The organism is Streptomyces sp. NPDC059743 (genome assembly GCF_042732975.1).
In the GTDB taxonomy this organism is placed as follows: Bacteria; Actinomycetota; Actinomycetes; order Streptomycetales; family Streptomycetaceae; genus Streptomyces.
This window is the reverse complement of sequence record NZ_JBHWGS010000017.1, coordinates 163,153-183,774: the sequence shown is the minus strand read 5'-3', so window position 1 is coordinate 183,774 and position 20,622 is coordinate 163,153. Positions and strand designations below refer to the sequence as shown.

The following is a 20,622-nucleotide window of genomic DNA, read 5'->3' as shown; positions in this document are numbered from 1 at the left end:
ACGTGGTGGGGGTGCGAGTGCCTGTGTGGGGTGGCAGTGTGCGCGTCCCGGCGCACGCTGCCACCCCACACAACGTAGAGACCTGTCTGTCCATGGGCAAGACAAAGAGCTGAAAATTATTGACTGATCGACGTCAGATCCGAAGGACCAAGCGAAATTCCCCTTCGGTCAGGAGCCAGGGACGCCGGTCAGGAGTCAAATTCGACGGAGGGACAACCGTTATGCCGTGGCCCTGCCTCAGGCGTTCACCGAGACGGCAGGCACGTTGTATCCGTCCAGCGACAGACGAGGCCGGCCCGACGGAAGCGCCTCGGCGGGCCAGGACACGGTGATCGTCCGGGCCTCGTCGGGCAGCAGCCACAGATAGTTGTCGCCGTACAGAGTCGGCAGAACCCGCTCGCCGGTCCGCGCGTCCCGCAGCGAAAGCCTGACCATCGCCGCGACCGACGAACCCCGGTTGTGCACCCGCGCGGTGAGCTCCCTGCGCTCCCCCGCCCTGGTCACCCGGCCCGGATCCACGGACACCTTGGCCTTGCGGACCGTGTTGAGGGCCTGCATGTCCTTCGGCTCGCGGTAGCGCCAGTAGGTGTTCTCCGACAGCACACGTCCCCGCGCGTCCGTGAGGCTCAGCCGCAGCAGATGGAAGGCCGGCAGGTCCTCCGTCGGAGCGGCCGTGAACAGCCGGGTCGTCGCCGAGCCCTTGAGGTCCACCTGCTGGCGCTTCTCGCCGCCGAGCCGACGACCGTCGAGGCCGTAGCAGCGCGCGGTGACCACCGCGCCGGAGATCTCCCGCGGTGTGTGGTTGACCGCCATGACATGCCAGTCGTTCGGGTCGGCCTGCACATGGAGGGTCTCGCACGAGGTCCGGGCACCGTAGTAGGTGCCGTTGACATCGAAGTCGTAGTCATAGGTCTGCCACACCGTGCTGTACCACGCCGGGTGCGACATCCACAGCAGCAGACCGCTGGCGTCCTCCCACAGCCGGGCGTTCCAGGCCTCGAACATGGCCCTGGTGTTCTCGTAGTTGACGAACTGCGCCTTGCGGCAGAAGTCCTCAAGGCCCTTCGCGGTGCCGAGCCGCTCCTCGATCGCCGCCTGGTAGTTCTGCGGCGCCTGATTCCCCCGGGTGCTCCAGTCGTGGTAGAGCCACGCACCGCCGATCGGCCACTCGGGCCCGTCGCCGACGAGATTGCGCATCGTCTCGGCCGTGGACACCGTGGGCATACCGATCTCGGTGTGGAAGCCGTACACCTCGCCGCCGTAGGTCGAGGACGAGAAGTAACGCGCGGGCTCGACCCAGCCGTACGGGCCGCCGCCGGAGACGATGCCGCCGGCCGAGTTGTTCTGGTACAGCAGACCAGGTGCCTCGGCCGTGACCGCCTCCCGCATCCCGGTGTCGATCGCCTCCGGCGGATTGCCCTCGTTGGCGCCGCACCACACCACGATGCTCGGGTGGATACGGTAGCGCCGCACGGTGTCCCGGGCGAGGCTGTTGAACGCGTCGTGGTCCGGCGGGTCCATGGCCCAGGCGTTCGGGAAGTCGTTCCAGACCAGGATGCCGTGCTCGTCGCAACTGGCGTAGAACTCCTCGCGGTTGCTGCTCCCGACCCAGTTGCGGATCATGGTGAAGTTCATGTCCCGGTGCATCCGGACGGCCGCGTCCATCCGCTCGGCCGGCATACGCCGCAGCAGCTCGTCCCAGCCCCAGTTACCGCCCCGGCAGAACACCCGCACTCCGTTGACACTGATCTTCAGCGGTACGGTCGCGTTGTCGACGGATGTCACATCGCGCCACGACTCGCCGTCGTCGGAGACCTGGATGGTGTACGACCTGGCGTACGCGGACTCCCAGACGATGGCGACCCGGTCGAAGGAGACCGACTCGCCCAGGTCGACCTGGATCCACTCACCGTCCTGATAGGCCGAGGACCAGCGTGTCGCGCCGTTCCCGTCCACCGCGTTGCCCGGTCCGCTCCCGCTCTCGGAGGAGGAAGCGGTCGCGTCCTTGCGCAGCGCCAGATCCGTACCGGGACGGCTGCTGTCCACCACGGACAGGCTCCACATCGAACAGCCCCAGCTCGTCGCCCTCTTGGTGCACAGCACCCGCAGATGGCGGGCCTTCTGGGCGGCGAACTCGGTGCTCTGGAGACTCGCGCTGCCGCCGGTGAACGGCAGTGGCACGGCGGAGTTGTCGACCGCCTTCACCTCGGTCCACAAGTCGCCGTCGGCCGACACCTCGATCACATACGTCTTCGCGTAGGCCCGCTCCCAGGTGATGACGGCCCGGTCGAACCGGACGGCGGAGCCGAGGTCCACCCGTACCCACTGGTCGTCCTCGAACGCCGAGGACCACCGCGTCCGTGGATTCCCGTCCGTCACATTGCCCGCCGCGTTGCCCGGATCGTCCACCGAGGACGCGGTGGCGTCCCGGCCGAGAGCCAGATCGGTGTCGGCCCGGGAGCTGTCCACGACCGCGAGGCCCCATATCGACGAGCCCCAGTCGGTGGCGCGCGTCCGGCACAGGACCCGCAGATAGCGGGCCGTCTGCGGAGCGAAGTCCACCGTCTCCGCATACGAGTCGGTCGCGGACTGGAACGTCAGCGGGATGTCGTACTCGTAGCCGAACTGCCGTATGCCGAAACGGGAGGTGCGCCGGTCGCTCTCCCGCCCGTCGGCCGACGCGACCAGCGTGAGCTCGTGGAGGTTCGGCTCGCCGTAGCCGTTGGGCCACCACAGCTCCGGATCGCGCAGCCGGAGCTGCGGGTGGGTGGCGGGAGAGAAGGTGACATCGGCCGAGCCGCCGCCGGGCACCGTGACCGACTGCGAGACTTTGACGCGGCCGAAGGCCGCCGACACCGTGACGCGCCGGCTGCCCGTGGCGGCGTTACGGACCGGGACGACGACGGTGAGCTCCGCGGTGCGGATGTCGGGCAGATCCGGCAGTACGGTGTCCACGCGCGGGTCGCCGAGGACCGCGTCGCCGGTGGACCGCAGCCGTACGTGGTTCCAGATCCCGGCGGCCCGGTCGCGTACGGCCGGCATCCAGTCCCAGCCGGAAGAGGCCAGATACGTCGGCGAATTGCGGTTCATCGTCGTGGCGCCGGCGTCCACCCATGCCAGACCCTCGGGTCCCTTGTCGGCGGGGCTGCCCGGGAACGGCATCGGGCTGATCCGTACCGCGAGCGCGTGCTCGTCGGAGGCGCGCTCGTCGGACCCGGCCAGCAGCTCGGTCACGTCGTAGGCGCCACGGGCGAAGGGGAACGACTGGGTCTCCACCTTCGTGCCGTTGAGCCAGATCTCGGCCTCGTGGTTGATGCCGTCGAACTCCAGCCAGAGCCGTCGGCCGCGACCCGCGTCGAAGCCGCGCGGGAGCCGGAAGCGGCGCCGGTACCACCACGCGTGGCGGGAGAGAGCCTCGGGCACCTGGAGGTTGTTCAGCCCGGCGACGGGATCGGGAAGGTGTCCCTGGTCGACGAGGGAGGTCAGTACGGTGCCCGGTACGGTCGCGGGCAGCCAGCGGCTCGTGTCCACCTCCGTCCCGGACAGCGCGGCACCTTCGCCGCCCGCCCAGTCGTCCATGGTGAGGTCCCAGCCGGACTCCAGCGGTACGGTCCCGTCCCCGGCGACCTTCAGCGGCTCGACGTCACGCCGGCGGGTCCCCCAGTCCGTCCAACCGGTGGCCTCCGGCCGGGCGCCGCGGCTGACGCCGTACACCTGGAACCCGTTGAGGCCGAGCGGATTGTCGTTGGACCGCTTGTGCACCGTCATACGGACCCACCGGGCGGTGACCGGCTTCGGCAGCGCGATCTCCACGATCCCGCCCTGTCCGGAGTCGGTGCGGTGGACCTGCGTCCAGGACTTTCCGTCCCGGGAGACCTCGATCACGAAGGCGACGGCGCAACTGGACAGGATCTCCTGGCCGGTGGTCCTGTCGCGCGGATTGCCGCCCGGGGCGTCGGCGTAGGGCGGATCGTCCACCGTCGCCTCGAAGGTCAGGCGCAGCGACTCGACCTCGCAGAGCGCCTGGAGGTCGACGGAGATCCACTGCGGGTCCCCGTCGCCCGCACGCCATCCCGAGCCGCGCACACCGACGGAGTCGAGCCTGTCCACCACGAACCGGCCGGGCGTGGGCGCGTAGTCGGTGGAGGACACCGACACGGGACGGTAGGCGGCAAGCTCGCCCTTGGACAGGGCCCGGGCCGTGGCGGGAGTGTCCCCGGTCGCCGCGTGGCCGGAGGCCGGAAGCACCATGCCGAGACCGAATCCGGCCAGCAGGGTGGAGCCTGTGCTGAGAACCGTGCGACGCGACGGTTGTGCGGGTGGGACAGACATCAACAGAAGCTCCGATCAGGCTTGCTGCCACAGAAAGGTGAACCAGCAACCGAATGACAACGATGTCAGATCGTGGTTCGGCATGAAGTGGTCTGTCAAGGGATGTGCACGGACTTACTTTGGCGGGAGGAGCGCAGCACGGGAGTCCCGCCGCCGGACGACCGGCGACCGGTGCGTGGGGCGGGCGACGCTAGCCGCGGTTGAGGGCGGCGAGTTGGGTGGCGAAGATGCGGGCGCCGCCTTGGGCTGGGTGGCGTACGGCTGCGGCGGTGACGCCGTTGCGGGCGAGGGCGTACTGGGATTTGCGGCCGACGGCGATGATCGTGGTGATGGAGAAGGCTTCCGCCAGTGCGAGGACAATCGGTACGCCATCGGCGATTTCGGCGGCCCGAGGCGTGCGGTTGGACTCGGGGCGGCCGGGCTCGTGCGGGTGATTGGGGTAGACCGGCCAGGAGATCGGCAGCGGGCCCTGCCAGTCGGCCAGCGCGCTCCATACGGCGGCCGAGGACGCCTCCCAGGTGTACGCCGGCGCCACGGGCAGTTCAAAACCGTCGCCCTCCGGAGCGCCGGTGATCAGCCCTGGGCGGGCGGTGAGCTGACGCATGCTCATGAACGGAACGCCGGAGATGGTGTGACCACGGTATCCGGGAGCTTCACCGACCAGGAGTACGGTGGGTCGGATGTCTGCCATCAGCTCAAGGTAGTGGCGCAGATTGCGGTCACGCAGCCGACCGTACTCGTCCGGTCCGTGGAGGGACTCCGCGTCGTCCGGGACGGGAAGGGCGTGCAGCAGCTCCCAGAACCGGTCGGTGTCGATCGCCTTCATCGTCGGCGCCCTTTCCAGCGCCCGCCGTGCCGTCGGGACGGGCGGGCTTCATTTACGTACGACCGCGAGTCTACGACCGGTCCGCTGGTGCCGATGGGCTGACGGCCGCGCGGTGCCAGCGTGCGGGTGCCGCCGGCGATGGGCCCAAGGCGCCGAGGGCGGGATCGGTCAGCTGCCGCAGACCGCCCATCCCGATCAGCGCGGTCGGTCCATCGACCAGCCGTACCGTGACGGCAGCCTTCGCGGTGGCATACGGTCGTGCGCCCACCACCGGCACCGCGCCAACGCCGGTTACCGCCGCGCGCCCGTTACACCTGGGATTCGGCCGGCAAACGCAGTGCCAGTTCCTTGAGTTCGGGATCGGCGTCCGCAGCGTTGCCGGAGTCGAACAGCGGCTGCGAATCATATTCGATGGCCAGTTGGATCGCCTTCGCCGTAGTGTCCCCCGGCGATCACGGCGGGCAAACACAGGACCATGTACGCTCCCGCCGAGACACCCGCCGCCGTGATGATCACGCCCGAGCATACATAACGCTCCGGCAGGTAGGTCGCTTGGCCGCTCGACGTCCGCCGCCCCGGTCTGGGTCACGCCTGCGGCGGCCAGCGCGGCAGTGGCCACCGTGCCACGGAGCAAGGTCCTCCGTGTCGTTGTGGCGTGTGTCTTCGCGTGTGTCGGTGCGTGTGCCTTCGCGTTGTGTCAGGCCCCGCGCCGGTCTCGGCAACAAACCAGTCGGAGCGGCCGGCGCCCGGCGGCTACGGCGACCGCCGTCGCTGCCCTATCGTGGAGCCTGGCATCGCCTTCTGCGACGGTCTTCCGCGACCGCCTCCGGCCGGGACCCGTACTGTCGCTTCTCGGGTGGCCGCTTTCCGGTTTCCAGCGCGATGTCCATCGGCGCCCTTCGCGCAACTCCCCCAGCAACCTTCTTCGCACACCGCGAGCAGGTCCATCAGTGCTGCTCGAAACCCGGAACCGTCTGTCCCCAAGAGGTCTCATGCGAACACGTTTTCCCATGGTCGGCACTCAACGACCGGTCGCGAAACCGGCCTTGGCCGTGCTGGCGCTGGGCGCTCTCGTCCTGGGCACGAGCGAGCTCGGTGTCGCGGGACTACTCCCCCGCATCGGCGCCGACTTGGAGATTTCCGCCGGTGCCGCCGGCGGTCTTGTCTCCGTATACGCCGTGGCCGTCGCGCTGTTGGGCCCGCCGCTCGCGGCGGTGACTGGTCGTCTGTCCCGTCGGCGGGTCCTCCTGGGAGCATTGGGCGCACTTGCCGTCGGGAACGGTGTTACCGCTCTCGCCGCCTCCTTTCCCGCTCTGTTGGCGGCCAGGGCACTCACCGGCGCCGCGGCGGCGACGTACGCGGTGACGGCACTGGCCATGGCCACGACGCTGACCGGCCCCGAACGGCGAGGACGTGCGGTCGCGACCGTCTTCGGTGGCATTACCGTCTCCGCCGTCATCGGTGTGCCCGTGAGTACGCTGCTGGGCGATGTGTTCGGCTGGCGTGCCGTCTACGGTGCGTTGGGTGCCCTGACCATGGGTGTTCTGGTGGCCGCTGTCCGCCTGGTGCCCGAGCCCGCGCCGGAGCCGCCGTCAAACATGTCGAGCCGGATCAGGGCGCTGGCCGACGCGCGCCTGCTGGTCACCTTCGCCGGCAACGTCGTTGTCACCGCAGGCCACTACATGGCGTCCACCTACTTCGTCGTGCTCCTGACCCGGCAGACCGGCCTCAGCACCACCACGGTCGGCGTTCTTCTCCTGACCAGCGGAGTTTCCGGTACGGTCGGCAACATCGCCGGCGGCGTGGCGGCCGACCGCCATCCCCGACGCGGTCTGTCGACCGCCACGGCTCTGCTGGCCATCAGCCTGGCCGCCATTCCTCTGGTCATCACGAGTCCGGTCCTGATCTGGCTCCTCGCCCTGCTCTGGGCGGCGGCCTTCAACGCCTTCAGCACCGCGGCACAGGTGAATGTGTCCCTTCAGGCCCATCCGGCCGCCGACATCGCCGCGGCGGTCAATATCTCCGTGTTCAACGTCGGCATCGCCATCGGCTCCGCCTTCGGTGGACTCGTCCTTCAGCTCGCCGGCTTCACGGGCATCGCCCTGACCGGCGCCGCGCTCGCTCTCGCAGGACTTACCGCCACGCTCCTTGTGCCCATACGGGCGACTGCGCCGGCGTCCCGACCGTGCCAGGCTGATCTTCGTACAGCTCGACGGGATGGAAGGTGGGCGGAGATGAATTCGGTCGCGGCCGAGAACGGTGGAAGCGCGCGGCGCGTGATGCTCGGAACCTGGCCCACACCTCTTGAGCCCATGCCGCGGCTGGCCCGTGCCCTGGGCCTCGGCGCCGACGATCTGTGGATCAAGCGTGATGACCTCATGGGGCTCGGTGGCGGCGGGAACAAGGTACGGAAGCTGGAGTGGACGTGCGGCGCGGCGGTGGAACAGGGCGCCACCGTCCTGGTCACCACCGGCGCGCCGCAGAGCAACCACGCCCGGCTGACGGCCGCCGCCGGCGCACGGCTGGGACTGGACGTCGTACTCGTCCTGGCCGGATCACCGGATACGTCCACGTCGGGCAACCTCGCGCTGGACGGGCTCCTCGGTGCCACGGTCGTCTGGGCGGGCGATGTCGGCGGCCAGGAACTGCGGTCGCGCGCCGAGGAGGAGGTCGAGCGGCTCCGCGGTCAGGGCGCTGTCCCGGCGCTGATTCCGTTCGGCGGTTCGAGCGTGCTCGGAGCCCGGGGCTATGTCGAGTGCGGCCGGGAACTTCTCGCCCAGGCCCCGGATCTGCATACCGTCGTGGTGGCGCTCGGTTCCGGAGGGACCATGGCGGGTCTCGTCGGCGCGCTGGGTCCGGCGCGGGTGCTCGGCGTCCACTGCGGAGCCGTACGGGAACCGGCTGCCACGGTGTCCGCGCTGGTCACCGGCCTGACCGGGACACACTGCGAGCCGGGCGGCCTCCGTATCGTGCTCGATCAGGTCGGCGCCGGATACAGCGCCCTGACCGAACCTGTCATGCGGGCTCTGATCCGTACGGCCCGTACGGAGGGCACCGTTCTGGATCCGGTCTATACGGGCCGTGCGATGGCGGGCCTCATGGCGGCAGTTGAGGCGGGCGACATCGCTCCCGGTAGGCGTACCGTCTTTCTGCACACCGGAGGGCTGCCCGGACTCTTCGGTCATCGGGCGACGCTCACCCGCGCCGAGGCGGAGGTGAGTCCGCACGCATCTCTCTGAGCGGCGTCGGCGTCGGGGTCTGAGGTACGGCGAGGTACGGCGGCGGCCCGGGTCCCGGCGTCCCGGCGTCCCGGGGAGAACGGCCGATGTCTGCCGGTGGTCGCCGGTCTCACCCCCCGTCAGCTCGCGCTCATTCGGCAAGCTTCTCCCAGATCGAGACATGCTGGCGGCTCTCGCTCGTCAACGCGTCCCGCGTCCATCCCTCCCACCGCTCGCGCAGCCGTAGCCCGGCAAGCTGGGCCATCAGATCGAGTTCGGCCGGCCAGACATACCGGAAGGGAATGGATCGGTACTCGCCACGGCCGTCGACAACATCAATGTAGTTCGAACTCATGGTCTGGGTGGCGAGGTCGTCATAGATGTCGAACGCCCACTGCGTAGGGCTCACATGGAACGGTACGGCGTTCTGCCCGGGCGGCAGCCTTCGCAGTTCGGGGATCATGACCTCGATCACGAAACACCCTCCGGGTTCGAGATGGGCCGCGACATTGCGGAAGCACGCCACCTGCGCCTCCTGTGTCGTCAGATTCATGATCGTGTTGAAGACCAGATACGCGACGGAGAACGTCCCGTCCACCTTCGTCGTCGCGAAGTCACCGATGGTCACACCGATCGCGTCGCCGCCCGGCTTGGCGCGCAGCCGGGCGACCATCGCCTGTGACATGTCGATGCCGTGGACCGGGACACCGCGGAGTGACAGAGGCAGCGCGATACGTCCCGTACCGATACCCAGCTCAAGTGCCCTGCCCTGACCGGCGAATTCCGCCAGAACGTCGACCGTCGCCTCCACGGCGCTCGGCTCGAACGGGCCTCCTGACGAATCGTCGTACGTCGCCGCAACACGCTCATCGAAGTAGCCGTCGTGATCGTCCATAGCCGGGACCGTACTGCAGAGGACATCCACAGCACTCGGCATTTTTCCGGTGATTCCACGGCGGTGGCGGATGACGCTCTCCTCGGTCTTCAAGGACGCGGACGCCTGCGCAGCGAGGTGCCATGGCCGATGATGATGTACAGGGCTGCGTCTGTGTATTCGGTGCGGCATCGGCTGTCCCAGGAAGGGAGTTCCCGATGAGGGAAACGACATCGGACCGGTCCTCACCGGATGAACAGCCCGGCCGTACCTCGGGGGAAGTTCCCTCCGGGGAAATTGCCTCCGGGGAAGTCGCCTCGAAGGAAGAGGCCGAGGTGATCGTGGTGGGAGCGGGACCTGCGGGCTCGTCCGCCGCCTTTCATCTCGCGAAGGCGGGCGTCGATGTGTTGCTGCTGGAGAAGTCCCACTTCCCTCGGGAGAAAGTGTGCGGAGACGGTCTGACCCCGCGGGCGGTGTACCAACTCATTCGGATGGGCATCGATATCAACTCCCCGGGCTGGATGCGTTCACGCGGAATGCGCTGGGTGGCCGGAGACCATCGGGTGCATATCGACTGGCCCGGTCTGGGGAGTTATCCGGATTTCGGTCTCTCGCGCAGTCGGCATGATTTCGACGACATCCTGGCGCAGAACGCGGTAGCCGCTGGGGCACGGCTGCGCAGCGGGGTGAAGGTGACGCATCCCGTGACCGATCGCGCCGGTCGCATCATCGGCGTGACCGGCGTGGCTGGCGTGACCGGCGCCTCCGCGGTGGCCGGAGAGCAGGAACCGGCGGTCTACCGTGCGCCGATCGTCATCGCCGCCGACGGCGCATCCGCCCGGCTCGCCCTCGCCATGGGCTTGGAGCGGGACAAAAGCAGGCAGATAGCGACGGCCGCTCGCCGTTATTACCACAGTGCCGAGCGTTCTCAGGAGGAGTATCTGGAGCTCTGGGCCGATCTCCGTTTTCCCGGGAGCGACCGCTATCTGCCCGGATACGGCTGGATCTTTCCGATGGGTGACGGCCGGGTCAATGTAGGGCTCGGCGCGCTGCCTCATCGACGGTACGGAAAAGCGGATCTGCGGGCCGCGTTGGCGCAATGGCTGGCCCGTACGCCTCGTGCGTGGGGACTACGTGACGAGAACGCCGGCGGCCCTGTCAGAAGCGCGGCTCTGCCTCTCGGTTTCAACCGTCATCCGCTGTACACCCGCGGGCTGATTCTGGTCGGCGACTCGGGCGGGATGATCAGCCCGTGGAACGGTGAGGGCATCGGCCAGGCCATGGAAGCCGGTGAGGTCGCGGCGGAGAGCGCCGCGCTGGCGCTGGCTCTTCCTCAGGGACCGAGGCGGGAGCGCGCGCTGCACCACTACCCGGTCGAGATGAACCGCCGCTGGGGACGCTACTACCGTCTCGGCAACGCCGCCGCCGACCTCGTCTTCAGCCGCTCGGGCTTCCAGCCGGTCCTCAACCGCTACGTCATGGGCTCGCCCTTCCTGCTCAAGACGCTGGCCCGCCTGCTCGCCAACCTCACCGACAAGCCCTCGCAGGACATGATCGACCATGTACTCAACACGATCGTCCGCCTGGTCCCGTCACCACGGACGGTCCGCCGCTGAGAAACTCGCCCGCGGCGCTGCTCCGTCGATCGGTTGCGGGTACGGGTGTCCGGTATTGAGCCGTGCTGTTGTGTGTGATCCGGCCAATCCCGGTATGTGGCCAGGGCGTGTGATGGGGTGTGAGGGACGCACCTCATTTCCTTGGAAGGACGCCTGTCATGCAACGTTCCTTCGCACGCCGGAGCTTGTTGGGAGCAGCCGCCGCCGTCGGTGGCGCGGCGCTTCTGGGTCCGCTGGGCGGTACGGCAGCCGCCACGGGGGCCACCGGGAACCGATGGCCCGCCGGTTTTCCTCTGCCGAACGGCTTCCGGCCCGAGGGCATCACCATCGGCTCGGAGCCGTACGCCTACTTCGGCTCGATCGCGCGCGGCGACGTGTACCGCGCGAGCCTCGCGACCGGTCGCGGTCGGGTGATCATTCAGGGGCTCGGTCCCGAACACCCCGTGACCGGGCTCAAAATCGATGCCTGGGGCAGGCTGTTCCTGTGCGGCGGGGCGAGCGGCGAGATCCGGGTCGCCGACCTGCGTACGGGCAGGATCACAAAGACCTTCACCGTGGGCACGGACGTCACGCTGGTCAACGATGTGTTCCTGACGCCCGATGCCGCCTGGTTCACCGACTCGTTCGAACCGCAGTTGTACAAACTGCCGCTGGGCCGACGCGGGGAGCCGGGAGACCAAGTCATCACCGTGCCGCTGACCGGTGACTGGGTTCAGGGGACGGTCATCACCGCCAACGGCATCACCACGACACCGGACGGCCGGGCGCTGCTCGTGGTGAATGACTTCGCGGGCGGCGGCAGTCTGATGCGGGTCGATCCGCGCACCGGCGTGGCGCGCACCGTGGACATCGGCCCGACCTTGCTGCCGAACGGTGACGGCCTGCTCCTCCTCGGCCGCACGCTCTATGTCGTACAGCAACGGCAGAACGCCATCGATGTGCTGCGGCTCAACGACGCCGGTACGAAGGGCACGGCCATCACCCGGATCACCGACCCCGAGCACTTCCGGGTCCCCACGACGGCCGCCGTCTGGAAGGACCGTATCTATCTGCCCAACGCCCGTTTCGATGTGACAGAACCGACGCCGGAGACGGACTACGACGTCGTGTCCGTGAAGCGCGTCCACCCCTGACGCACCTGAGCAGCGCCCGATGGCCGGACGGGCCGCGATCCGATCAGCCCGTCCGGCGTCCGGCGCCCGGCCGTCAGAAGGCAGAGGGCAGAAGGCCTGAAGCTAGCGCCTGGCATCGCGGTGGAAGGCCGTTCGCGCCCACAGGTAGCCGGTCAGGGTGAGGCCGGCGCACCAGGCGAGGGCGATCGGGCCGCTGTTGCCGATCTCCGTGCCCATCAGCAGGCCGCGCAGTGTCTCGATGATCGGTGTGAAGGGCTGGTACTCGGCGAACCAGCGCAGCCCCGTGGGCATGGACTCCGGCGGGACGATGGCGCTGCCGACGAACGGAAGGAACTGCAGCGGCATGGGCATATTGCTGGCGGTCTCCGGAGTCTTGGCCACCAGGCCGATCGCGGCCGAGAGCCAGGTCAGCGCCAGCGTGAGCAGGGCGAGAAGGCCGGAGGCCGCGATCCATTCGGCGGGAGTGGCATTGGGCCGGAAGCCCATGAGCAGCGCCACTCCGATGACGAGCGCGATGCTGACCAGTGTCTGTATCACACTGCCGACGACATGGCCGGTCAGGAAGGACGCGCGTGAGATCGCCATCGTACGGAACCGGTTGACGATGCCTTCGGTCATGTCGACGCACACACCGACGGCCGTGACCAGGGCTCCGGAGGTCGCGGCCATCAGAATGATGCCGGGCGCCACATAGTCGATGTACTCGGTGCCGCCGCCCGCCGTACCGCCGATGCCGACGCCGAGGGCGCCGCCGAAGACGTAGTTGAAGAGCAGGAGCATCATGACGGGCAGCGCGACGACCGAGACCGTCATGGACGGGTAGCGCTGTGCGTGCTTCAGATTGCGCCGAAGCATCGTCATCGAATCGCTGACGGCGTAGGACAGGCTGCTCATCGGGCGTACTCCTTCAGGGAGTTGGCCGTGTCGCCCTGCTGGGGCCGGCCGGTCAGGGTCAGAAAGACATCGTCGAGATCGGGCGTGTGTACGGTGAGCGCCTCTGCCTCCACCGACGCGTGGTCCAGGACATCGAGGACGGCCCGCAGCGTGGGAACGCTGCCGTCACCGGGGATCTGGAGGGTGAGCGCCTCGGTGTCACGTTTCACGGACGGGAACAGCGCGGCGGCCGATTCGAGTCCGCTCGTGTCGGCGAACCGTAGGCTGATGTGGCCTCCGGGGATACGGCGCTTCAGCTCGTCCGCAGTGCCTTCCGCGACCAGTTTCCCGTGGTCCAGAACGGCGATACGGTCGGCGAGCTGGTCGGCCTCCTCCAGATACTGCGTCGTCAGGAAGATCGTGACGCCGTCGTCGGCGACCAGGCCTCGGATGATCTCCCACATGGTGCGGCGGCTGCGCGGGTCGAGTCCGGTCGTCGGCTCGTCCAGGAAGATGATGCGCGGATCGCCGACCAGCGTCATCGCGAGATCGAGCTTGCGCCGCATACCGCCCGAGAAGGTGACAACGGGCTTGGTGGCAGCGTCGGTCAGTCCGAAGCGGTCCAGCAGTGCGGCGGTGCGCCGTCGGCCCTCGCGGCGGTCGAGATGGTGCAGGTCCGCCATGAGGATCAGGTTCTCCTCGGCGGTGAGCAGATTGTCCACCGCCGAGAACTGGCCGGTGACACCGATCGTGGCGCGTACGGCATCGGCCTCGCCGGCCAGATCGTGGCCCGCGACACGCGCCACGCCGGCGCTCGCGGGAATGAGCGTGGAGAGGATCTGCACGGCGGTCGTCTTGCCTGCGCCGTTGGGGCCGAGCAGCGCGAAGACCGTGCCCTGCGGGGTGTGCAGATCGATGCCGTCGAGCACCACCTTGTCGCCGAAGGACTTGGACAGGCCGACGGCGGTGATCGCCGGTGGGAGGCCGGATTCGAGAGACGCGGGAGACGCGGTCATGGCAGTCGGGTCCCTATCTGCGGTGCGGACGGGTGAGGAGAAGGAGGAGGAGAAAACGAAGAAGAAGCATCTGCGGATGCGGAGACGTACAGAGAGACACGGAGGTCAGGAGCGGCGGATCACGATGTCGCCCAGCCCGGTACGGGCACGGACCTCGACGGTCTCGTCCGAGGGCCCGGGACCCTCGGCGGAGCTGAGGGAGTTACGCACATGGCCCAGACGGGTGTTCACATCGAGCCAGGCGGCGGTGGACTCACGGATACCGACTTCGAGGTCACCGGCGCCGGTCTGGAGCACGATCCGGCCGCGCGCCGCTTCGCCGATCCTGATGGCGCCGTTGGCGGACTTGGCGTCGACTCCGGCCTGCGCGGCACCGACGGAGATCGGGCCGTTGGAGGAGGCCGCCCGCAGATCGCCGGTGACCTCACCGATCGTGGTCTCGCCGTTGAGATTCTTGATCGTCGCCGCGCCCGTGATGCTGCCGATGTCGACGCGGCCCGCGCCGGTGATCTCGGCGTCTCCCGCCGCGCGGGCCAGGCGGATATCGCCGAGACCGGTCTTCAGATGTACGGTTCCGGCCTCACCGACCCGGATGTCGCCGGCCGAGGTCTTGATCCTGCACTGCCCGAGAGGGCCCTCGCAGATGAAGTCCGCCAAGGGCGCGGTGCCTTGAACGTCGGATCCGGCCGGCAGCTCGATACTGATGTCGAGCGAGCCGCTCCGGCCGAACAGGGAGCGCTTCTTGGGGCCCTTGACCAGCAACGTGCCGTCCGAGCAGGTGACTTCGGCCTGGCGCGCGGCCCGTACGTCGCCTTCGTCGGCTCCGTCGCCCGGCAGGATCTCGACGACCGTGTCCTTCCGCTCGCTCGCGGTGATCCGGGCGGTCCCGACGTCGAATTCAAGGATGACCGAGATGGGCTCGGGTGTGTCGAAACTGGGCATGGCTGTCCCGTCCTCATGGCTGTGGTGTGCGTTCCCGCCGGCAGAGCGGGTGAATGGCGACAACGGAGAGAGAAGTGGTGTGATGTTGCGCTGGCTAGGACATACGGGCCGGGCGCCGGGGCCGGGATCAGCGGACCCAGCCCGTATAGCCCTTCTGGCCTCGATGGCGGCTGCGGCCGGCAGGTCGGCCACCACCCTCGGCGGCGGGTTCCAGGGCCGTGGCGACGGCCCGTACCAGCCAGGCGTTGACCGAGAGGCCCTCCTGTCCCGCGGCGTCCTCGACCCGGGCCTTGAGATGAGCGGGAAGACGGAAGTTGATACGCGCCATCCCGCCCTCGTCTCCGTCCGAGACGGCCGAAGCGGCTGAAACAACGGGAGCGGGTACGGACACGTGCGGTGCGGGCGCGGCCACACCGCCCGGTGCGCTCTCGTACTCCTCGGCGTCTTCCTCGTACGGCTCCGGCGCCGGCGGTGGTGTCACCACGAACTCGGGATCGAGCCCGCGCAACCGTACGTCCACCGAGCCCGGTGCCAGCTCTCGGGTGACTTCTTCCATGGCGGCGGACAGCGCGTTCAGCAGGGTGAGCCGGGCGGCCGATTCCAAGGGCGCGGTGAGCCGCTCGGCCAGTGCGCGCGCCTCGTCCCCGCCCGCTTCCGCGGCGACGGCCAGCTCATGCCGGAGATTGCCGACATACGGCGTGAGATCCATAGCGCCATCATGGCACACACATGGCGCCACAGTCGAGCCATAGTGGCGCCATGCTTGCGCCGTCGTGCCACACGCAGGACGCCACACGCCGCACGAAGGACGCTGCCTCAGCCCTCCGCGAGATCGGAGGGACCCGTGGGATCCGCGAGATCCGCGGGCGGGGCCTGAGTGATCGGCAGCAGGACCTGGAACCGGGTGTCGCCCGGCCGGGACTCCACCCTGATGTCGCCGCGGTGCTTGTTGACCACAATGCGGTACGAGATGTCCAGGCCGAGGCCGGTGCCGTCGCCCACGGACTTGGTGGTGAAGAAGGGCTCGAAGATCCGCGGCCTGACCTCAGGCGGGATACCGGCTCCGGTGTCGGCCACCTCCACGAGCAACCGCTCGCCCGCCCGCCGAGTGCGCAGAGTGAGCGTGCCCTTGTCGCCCATGGCGTCGACCGCGTTGTCGATCAGGTTGGTCCACACCTGGTTCAGCTCGGCGCCGAACGCCGGGATCGACGGCAGCTCACGGTCGTACTCCTTGACCACCCGGATACCGGCCGGGATCTTTCCCTTCAGCATGGTCAGCGTGGCATCGAGCAGGGTGTGCACATCCACCGTTCGGTGAGGCGCCCGGTCGAGCTGGGAGTACTGCTTCGCCGCGCCCACCAGGTCGGAGACCCTGGTCACGGCGTCGTCGATCTCGCCCATCAGGAGCTCGGAGTCGATGGTGTACGCGAGCCAGCGCACCGCCGAGTCCAGATGCTCGTCGCCAACCGTCTCCGCGACCATCGACAGCCAGGGCACACCCACTCCTCCCGACACCAGGATCGGAGCGAGATCCCAGGGACTGGCCACCCTGTGCTCCTCCAGCCAGTCGCCGAGTTCGTCCTCGGCGTCGGCGGCGTCCAGCGCCGACAGCGGAGATGCCGCGGCGGCCTGTTTGACCGCCGCTTCCTGGAGTTCCACCAGGCCGCGCAGCCGGGTGCCGTCCAGTCGTCCGTCCGCGATCATCGCGAGCTTGTGGCGCATACCGGTCACCCGTTCGCGCAGCGCCTCGGTCGCTCGTACCGCCGCCGCGGCCGGGTTGTTCAGCTCATGGGTCAGCCCGGCGGACAGCGCGCCGAGCGCGACCAGCCGCTCCCGCTCGCCCATCACCGTGTCCGCCGCGCGCGTGCCGAAGAACAGTCCTTCCAGCAGATGGAGGGCCATCGGGAACCAGCTGCGCATCGCGTCGGCGAACTCGTCGGCCGGCAGCACGAAGAACTCCGCGTCACTGACGGCCCGCAGGGTGTTCGGATACACCTGCGCCACTCGGTCGCCCAGATACGCCTGCGTCGCGCCGCCGTAAACACCTCGCCGGTCGGTCCTGGAGACCTCGATGTCGTCGCCGTGCAACCGTCGGCTGAGCGTCACCGCGCCGCTGAGCAGTACGAAGAAGCAGGTGGCCGGTTCGCCCTCGTTGTAGACGGCGCTGCCGCCCTCGCGCTGCTCCACCCTGCCGCGCTCCGCCAGCCACGCGAGCTGGCTGTCGTCGAGCGCCTCGAACAGGAACAGCGTGCGCACCTGCTCCGGCGCCAATCGGTCCGAAGCGGTCATTGCGCCTCCAAATTCCCCATATCGCTGGTCATTGCGCCTCCAAGTAACGATGGACCAGCGAGATGGCCATCGCGCCGTCGCCGACGGCGGAGGCGACCCGCTTGAGGGACGCGGCGCGGACATCACCGGCCGCGAAGACCCCGGGCACGCTGGTCTCCAGGTGGTACGGATCCCGGGGCAGGGACCAGTCGGCCGGGCGCTGCCCGTCGGCGATCAGATCGGGACCGGTGAGGACAAAACCTCGCTCGTCGCGCGCGACCACACCGTCCAGCCACTCCGTACGCGGCTCCGCGCCGATGAAGACGAACAGCCAGGAGGTGGCGACCGTGTCCACCGCGCCCGACCGGGCGTCCCGCAGTGTCAGCTGCTCCAGATGGCCGTCGCCCTTCCCGCCGACCACCTCGGTCCATGGATGTACGACGATGTTGTCGATGGTGCTGATCTGGTCGAGCAGGTACGTGGACATCGACCGGGCCAGATCGGCGCCCCGGATCAGCATGTGCACGCGCTTGGCGTAGCGGGAGAAGTGCAGGGCGGCCTGGCCGGCGGAGTTGGCGCCGCCCACCATGTACACCTCGTCGCCCGAGCAGGTCGGCGCCTCGGTGACGGCGGAACCGTAGAACACCCCGGCGCCCGTGAACGGCTCCAGGCTGGGCGCCGCCAGCATGCGGTACGAGACGCCCGTGGCCAGCACCACCGTATGCGCGGTGATCGAAGCGCCGCCGCCGAACCGCAGCACCCTGCCGGAGCCGGCCGCCTCCAGGGCGACGACCTCCCGGGCGCTGAGGATCTCGGCCCCGAACTTCAGCGCCTGGCGGCGGGCCCGGCCGGTGAGCTGTGAGCCGGAGACGCCGTCGGGAAATCCCAGATAGTTGTCGATCCGGCTGCTCTGTCCCGCCTGTCCGCCGGTCGCCTCGCGCTCGACCAGCACCGTACGCAGTCCCTCGGACGCGCCGTACACGGCGGCGCCCAGCCCGGCCGGGCCGCCGCCGACCACCACGAGGTCGTAGAAGTCGGCGGTGGGCATGGTGCTCAGTCCGACATGCGCGGCGAGTTCCTTCTCGGCGGGCGCCACCAGGGAGGTGCCGTCGGCGGTGACCACCAGAGGCACGTCGGCCGCGGTGACTCCGGCGGCGGCCAGCAGACGTGCGCCCTCGGGCTCGTCGGCCCGCAGCCATCGGTACGGCACCAGATTGCGGGCGAGGAAGTCGCGTACGGCGAAGGACGGCGCGGACCAGCGGTGGCCCACCACCCGGGTCTCGGTGGCGGTCGGGTCGGGCGTGGCCGCCCAGGCGTCCAGCAGGGAGTCGATCACCGGATAGAGGTGCTCCTCCGGCGGGTTCCACGGTTTGAGCAGATAGTGATCGAGATCGACCACATTGATCGCGTCGATCGCGGCGCCGGTGTCCGCGTACGCCGTCAGCAGCACCCGCCGGGCGAGCGGGAAGAGGTCCATCGCCTCTTCGAGGAACTCGATGCCGTTCATCTTCGGCATCCGGTAGTCGGCGAGCATGACCGCGAGCCGTTCGCCGCGCAGCTTGATCTCGTGCAGCGCTTCGAGCGCCTCCGCTCCGGAGACGGCGCGCACGACCCGGTACCGGTCGCCGTACCGGCGCCGGATGTCGCGGGCGACGGCTCGGGAAACCGCCGGATCGTCGTCAACGGTCAGGATCGTCGGATTCGCCATGACACCACCATCGTCTGGGGATGGGACGACCTCCCGGACCAGCGGCGTCTTCAAGAGGCCTGGGCATCCAGTGTACGAGCGGCACGGTTGTCCGGGACAGCGCTGAACACGCAGGTCAGCGAGGTGCGTTGTCCGGGACGGCCGATCTGCCTTTCTCCGCCGCTCAGCTGCCGGAACGCTGCTCGGTGTCACAGGGAACTCCTGTGGCACCGCACGAGCGACTGGATGGTCACCATGCGCAGCACAGGTACGTATACATCGGACGGGGCGCCCGCTCCGTCGAAGACTCCATGGGGCGCCGCGGTAGCCGCTCTACGGTTCCACGAAAGCGCGAGCGAGGCCCCTTGAGCGATGATGGTAGAATGGTATGACAGTTTAACCTCAGTGGGAGATCTTCGACCGGAGAGGACACCCGATGCCGCCCGAAGACCAGCGACACCGCCCCCGACGGGACACGGAACGCGGGATGCCGGTCCCGTCCCGGTGTTTCTCCCGATCTTTCCCGTATGCCTCTTGGGGGCCTCGGTGAGCGGGGGGACACTGATTGTCGGCGCGAGTCAGGCCGGTCTGCAACTCGCCGTGTCCCTGCGGCAGTTGGGCGACACGGCGCCGATCACCCTGGTCGGCGAGGAGCCCCATCCCCCGTATCAGCGACCGCCCTTGTCGAAGGAGTTCCTGGCGGGCGAGGCGGACCTCGGGTCGCTGGACTTTCGGGTGCCCGGCTTCTACGAATCCGCCGGGATCGATCTCATCTGCGGTGAACGCGTGACCGATGTGTCCCGGCCCGAATCTGCTGTCGGCAGCCCCGCCGGATCCGGTGTCGCCACGACGGCCACCGGACGCACTCTGCCGTTCGACCGGCTGGCGCTCACCGTCGGTTCCGCGCCACGACGGCTCACCGTGCCCGGATCGGACCTCGACGGGATCTGTGTGCTGCGGGACCGTGACGACGCCGACCGACTGCGGTCACGGCTGCTGACCGCCTCCCGCGTCGTGGTGGTGGGCGGAGGTTTCATCGGTCTTGAGGCGGCGGCGGTGGCCAGGGCGCTCGGCAAGGACGTCACCGTGGTCGAGGCCGCGCCCCGGCTGCTCGCGCGCGCCGTGGCGCCCGTTCTCTCCGAGTTCTATCTGCGGGCGCACCGACGCCGTGGGACGCGCGTCCTGCTCTCGGGCGCGGTGACCGCCTTCTCCGGGACGGACGGGCAGGTGACCGGCGTGGACCTCGCCGACGGCACACGGCTGCCCGCCGATCTCGTACTCGTCGGCGTCGGTGTCGTCCCGCGCACCGAACTCGCGGAGCGGCTCGGGCTGGAGTGCGACAACGGCATCGTCGTCGACGCCGACGCCCGCACCAGCGATCCGGCGGTCTGCGCCGCGGGTGACTGTACGGTGCAGCCGCATCCGACGACCGGGCTCGGCAGGGTACGGCTGGAGTCCGTACAGAACGCCGTGGCCCAGGCCACGGTGGCGGCGGCGACTCTTCTCGGCAGACCGGCGGGCCCGCGCGCGGTGCCGTGGTTCTGGTCGTACCAGGGCGATCTGAAGCTCCAGATCGCCGGTCTCTCCACCGGCTACGACGACTATGTGGTGCGCGGCGAGCCGGACAGCGAGCAATTCTCCGTCCTCTACTACCGGGAGGACCGTCTGCTGGCGATCGACGCCGTCAACAGCCCGGCCGACTATATGGCCGTACGCGGAGCGCTCACCCGAGGCGCCACCGTCGAGCGCGGCGCGGCGGCCGATACGTCCGCCTCCCTGAAGTCGCTCCTGGTCACCCGCACGGATGTGGTACTGCCGACCTGACAGCAGCAGCACC

General features: G+C 69.0%; 14 protein-coding genes. 4 read left to right on the top strand and 10 right to left on the bottom strand.

Annotated elements, in window-relative coordinates; genetic code table 11:
- Positions 1-237: 237 nt before the first annotated feature.
- The 3 genes from ACFV6H_RS28595 to ACFV6H_RS28585 all read right to left on the bottom strand — a co-directional run bounded on the left by ACFV6H_RS28595 (position 238) and on the right by ACFV6H_RS28585 (position 5,426).
- A complete protein-coding gene (locus ACFV6H_RS28595) occupies positions 238-4,332 on the bottom strand; it encodes a discoidin domain-containing protein (protein WP_385547635.1) in 4,095 nt (1,364 codons plus the stop codon).
- A 190-nt stretch (positions 4,333-4,522) separates the two neighbouring features.
- Positions 4,523-5,158, bottom strand: a complete 636-nt coding sequence (locus tag ACFV6H_RS28590) for a uracil-DNA glycosylase (protein WP_385547632.1) — start codon at positions 5,156-5,158, stop codon at positions 4,523-4,525.
- Positions 5,159-5,228: 70 nt separating this feature from the next.
- A complete protein-coding gene (locus tag ACFV6H_RS28585) occupies positions 5,229-5,426 on the bottom strand; it encodes a hypothetical protein (protein WP_385547629.1) in 198 nt (65 codons plus the stop codon).
- A gap of 724 nt (positions 5,427-6,150) precedes the next feature.
- Here ACFV6H_RS28585 and ACFV6H_RS28580 point away from each other — a divergent pair.
- Entirely contained in the window at positions 6,151-8,397 is a 2,247-nt protein-coding gene (locus ACFV6H_RS28580) for a pyridoxal-phosphate dependent enzyme (protein WP_385547626.1), read from the top strand.
- A 130-nt stretch (positions 8,398-8,527) separates the two neighbouring features.
- Here ACFV6H_RS28580 and ACFV6H_RS28575 read toward each other — a convergent pair whose 3' ends face one another.
- Positions 8,528-9,271: a class I SAM-dependent DNA methyltransferase gene (locus tag ACFV6H_RS28575; RefSeq protein ID WP_385547623.1), complete on the bottom strand. Its 744-nt coding sequence runs from the start codon at positions 9,269-9,271 to the stop codon at positions 8,528-8,530.
- Positions 9,272-9,468: 197 nt separating this feature from the next.
- On the opposite strand from ACFV6H_RS28575, the gene ACFV6H_RS28570 reads away from it, so the two are divergent.
- Both ACFV6H_RS28570 and ACFV6H_RS28565 read left to right on the top strand, forming a co-directional pair.
- On the top strand, positions 9,469-10,866 hold the full coding sequence (locus ACFV6H_RS28570; protein WP_385547620.1) for a geranylgeranyl reductase family protein: 1,398 nt from the start codon (positions 9,469-9,471) through the stop codon (positions 10,864-10,866).
- Between the two features lie 158 nt (positions 10,867-11,024).
- Complete coding sequence (locus tag ACFV6H_RS28565; protein WP_385547617.1) at positions 11,025-11,999, top strand: superoxide dismutase; 975 nt, start codon at positions 11,025-11,027, stop codon at positions 11,997-11,999.
- Positions 12,000-12,101: 102 nt separating this feature from the next.
- Here ACFV6H_RS28565 and ACFV6H_RS28560 read toward each other — a convergent pair whose 3' ends face one another.
- From ACFV6H_RS28560 to ACFV6H_RS28535, 6 genes are all read right to left on the bottom strand, one after another.
- Positions 12,102-12,893: an ABC transporter permease gene (locus ACFV6H_RS28560; RefSeq protein ID WP_385547614.1), complete on the bottom strand. Its 792-nt coding sequence runs from the start codon at positions 12,891-12,893 to the stop codon at positions 12,102-12,104.
- Entirely contained in the window at positions 12,890-13,888 is a 999-nt protein-coding gene (locus ACFV6H_RS28555) for an ATP-binding cassette domain-containing protein (protein WP_385547611.1), read from the bottom strand. Before ACFV6H_RS28555 ends, ACFV6H_RS28560 begins: the two co-directional genes overlap by 4 nt.
- 105 nt (positions 13,889-13,993) lie before the next feature.
- Positions 13,994-14,830 carry a DUF4097 domain-containing protein gene (locus tag ACFV6H_RS28550; protein WP_385547608.1) on the bottom strand — a complete coding sequence of 279 codons (837 nt, stop codon included), beginning with the start codon at positions 14,828-14,830 and terminating at the stop codon, positions 13,994-13,996.
- 127 nt (positions 14,831-14,957) lie between these two features.
- The gene (locus ACFV6H_RS28545; RefSeq protein ID WP_385547605.1) at positions 14,958-15,539 is read right to left on the bottom strand and encodes a hypothetical protein; all 582 of its coding nucleotides are present in this window, start codon (positions 15,537-15,539) and stop codon (positions 14,958-14,960) included.
- 107 nt (positions 15,540-15,646) lie between these two features.
- Positions 15,647-17,119, bottom strand: a complete 1,473-nt coding sequence (locus tag ACFV6H_RS28540; protein WP_385547602.1) for an ATP-binding protein — start codon at positions 17,117-17,119, stop codon at positions 15,647-15,649.
- A gap of 28 nt (positions 17,120-17,147) precedes the next feature.
- Positions 17,148-18,806, bottom strand: a complete 1,659-nt coding sequence (locus tag ACFV6H_RS28535; RefSeq protein ID WP_385547599.1) for an FAD-dependent oxidoreductase — start codon at positions 18,804-18,806, stop codon at positions 17,148-17,150.
- Positions 18,807-19,331: 525 nt separating this feature from the next.
- On the opposite strand from ACFV6H_RS28535, the gene ACFV6H_RS28530 reads away from it, so the two are divergent.
- The gene (locus ACFV6H_RS28530) at positions 19,332-20,609 is read left to right on the top strand and encodes an NAD(P)/FAD-dependent oxidoreductase (RefSeq protein ID WP_385547596.1); all 1,278 of its coding nucleotides are present in this window, start codon (positions 19,332-19,334) and stop codon (positions 20,607-20,609) included.
- The last annotated feature ends 13 nt before the right edge of the window (positions 20,610-20,622 follow it).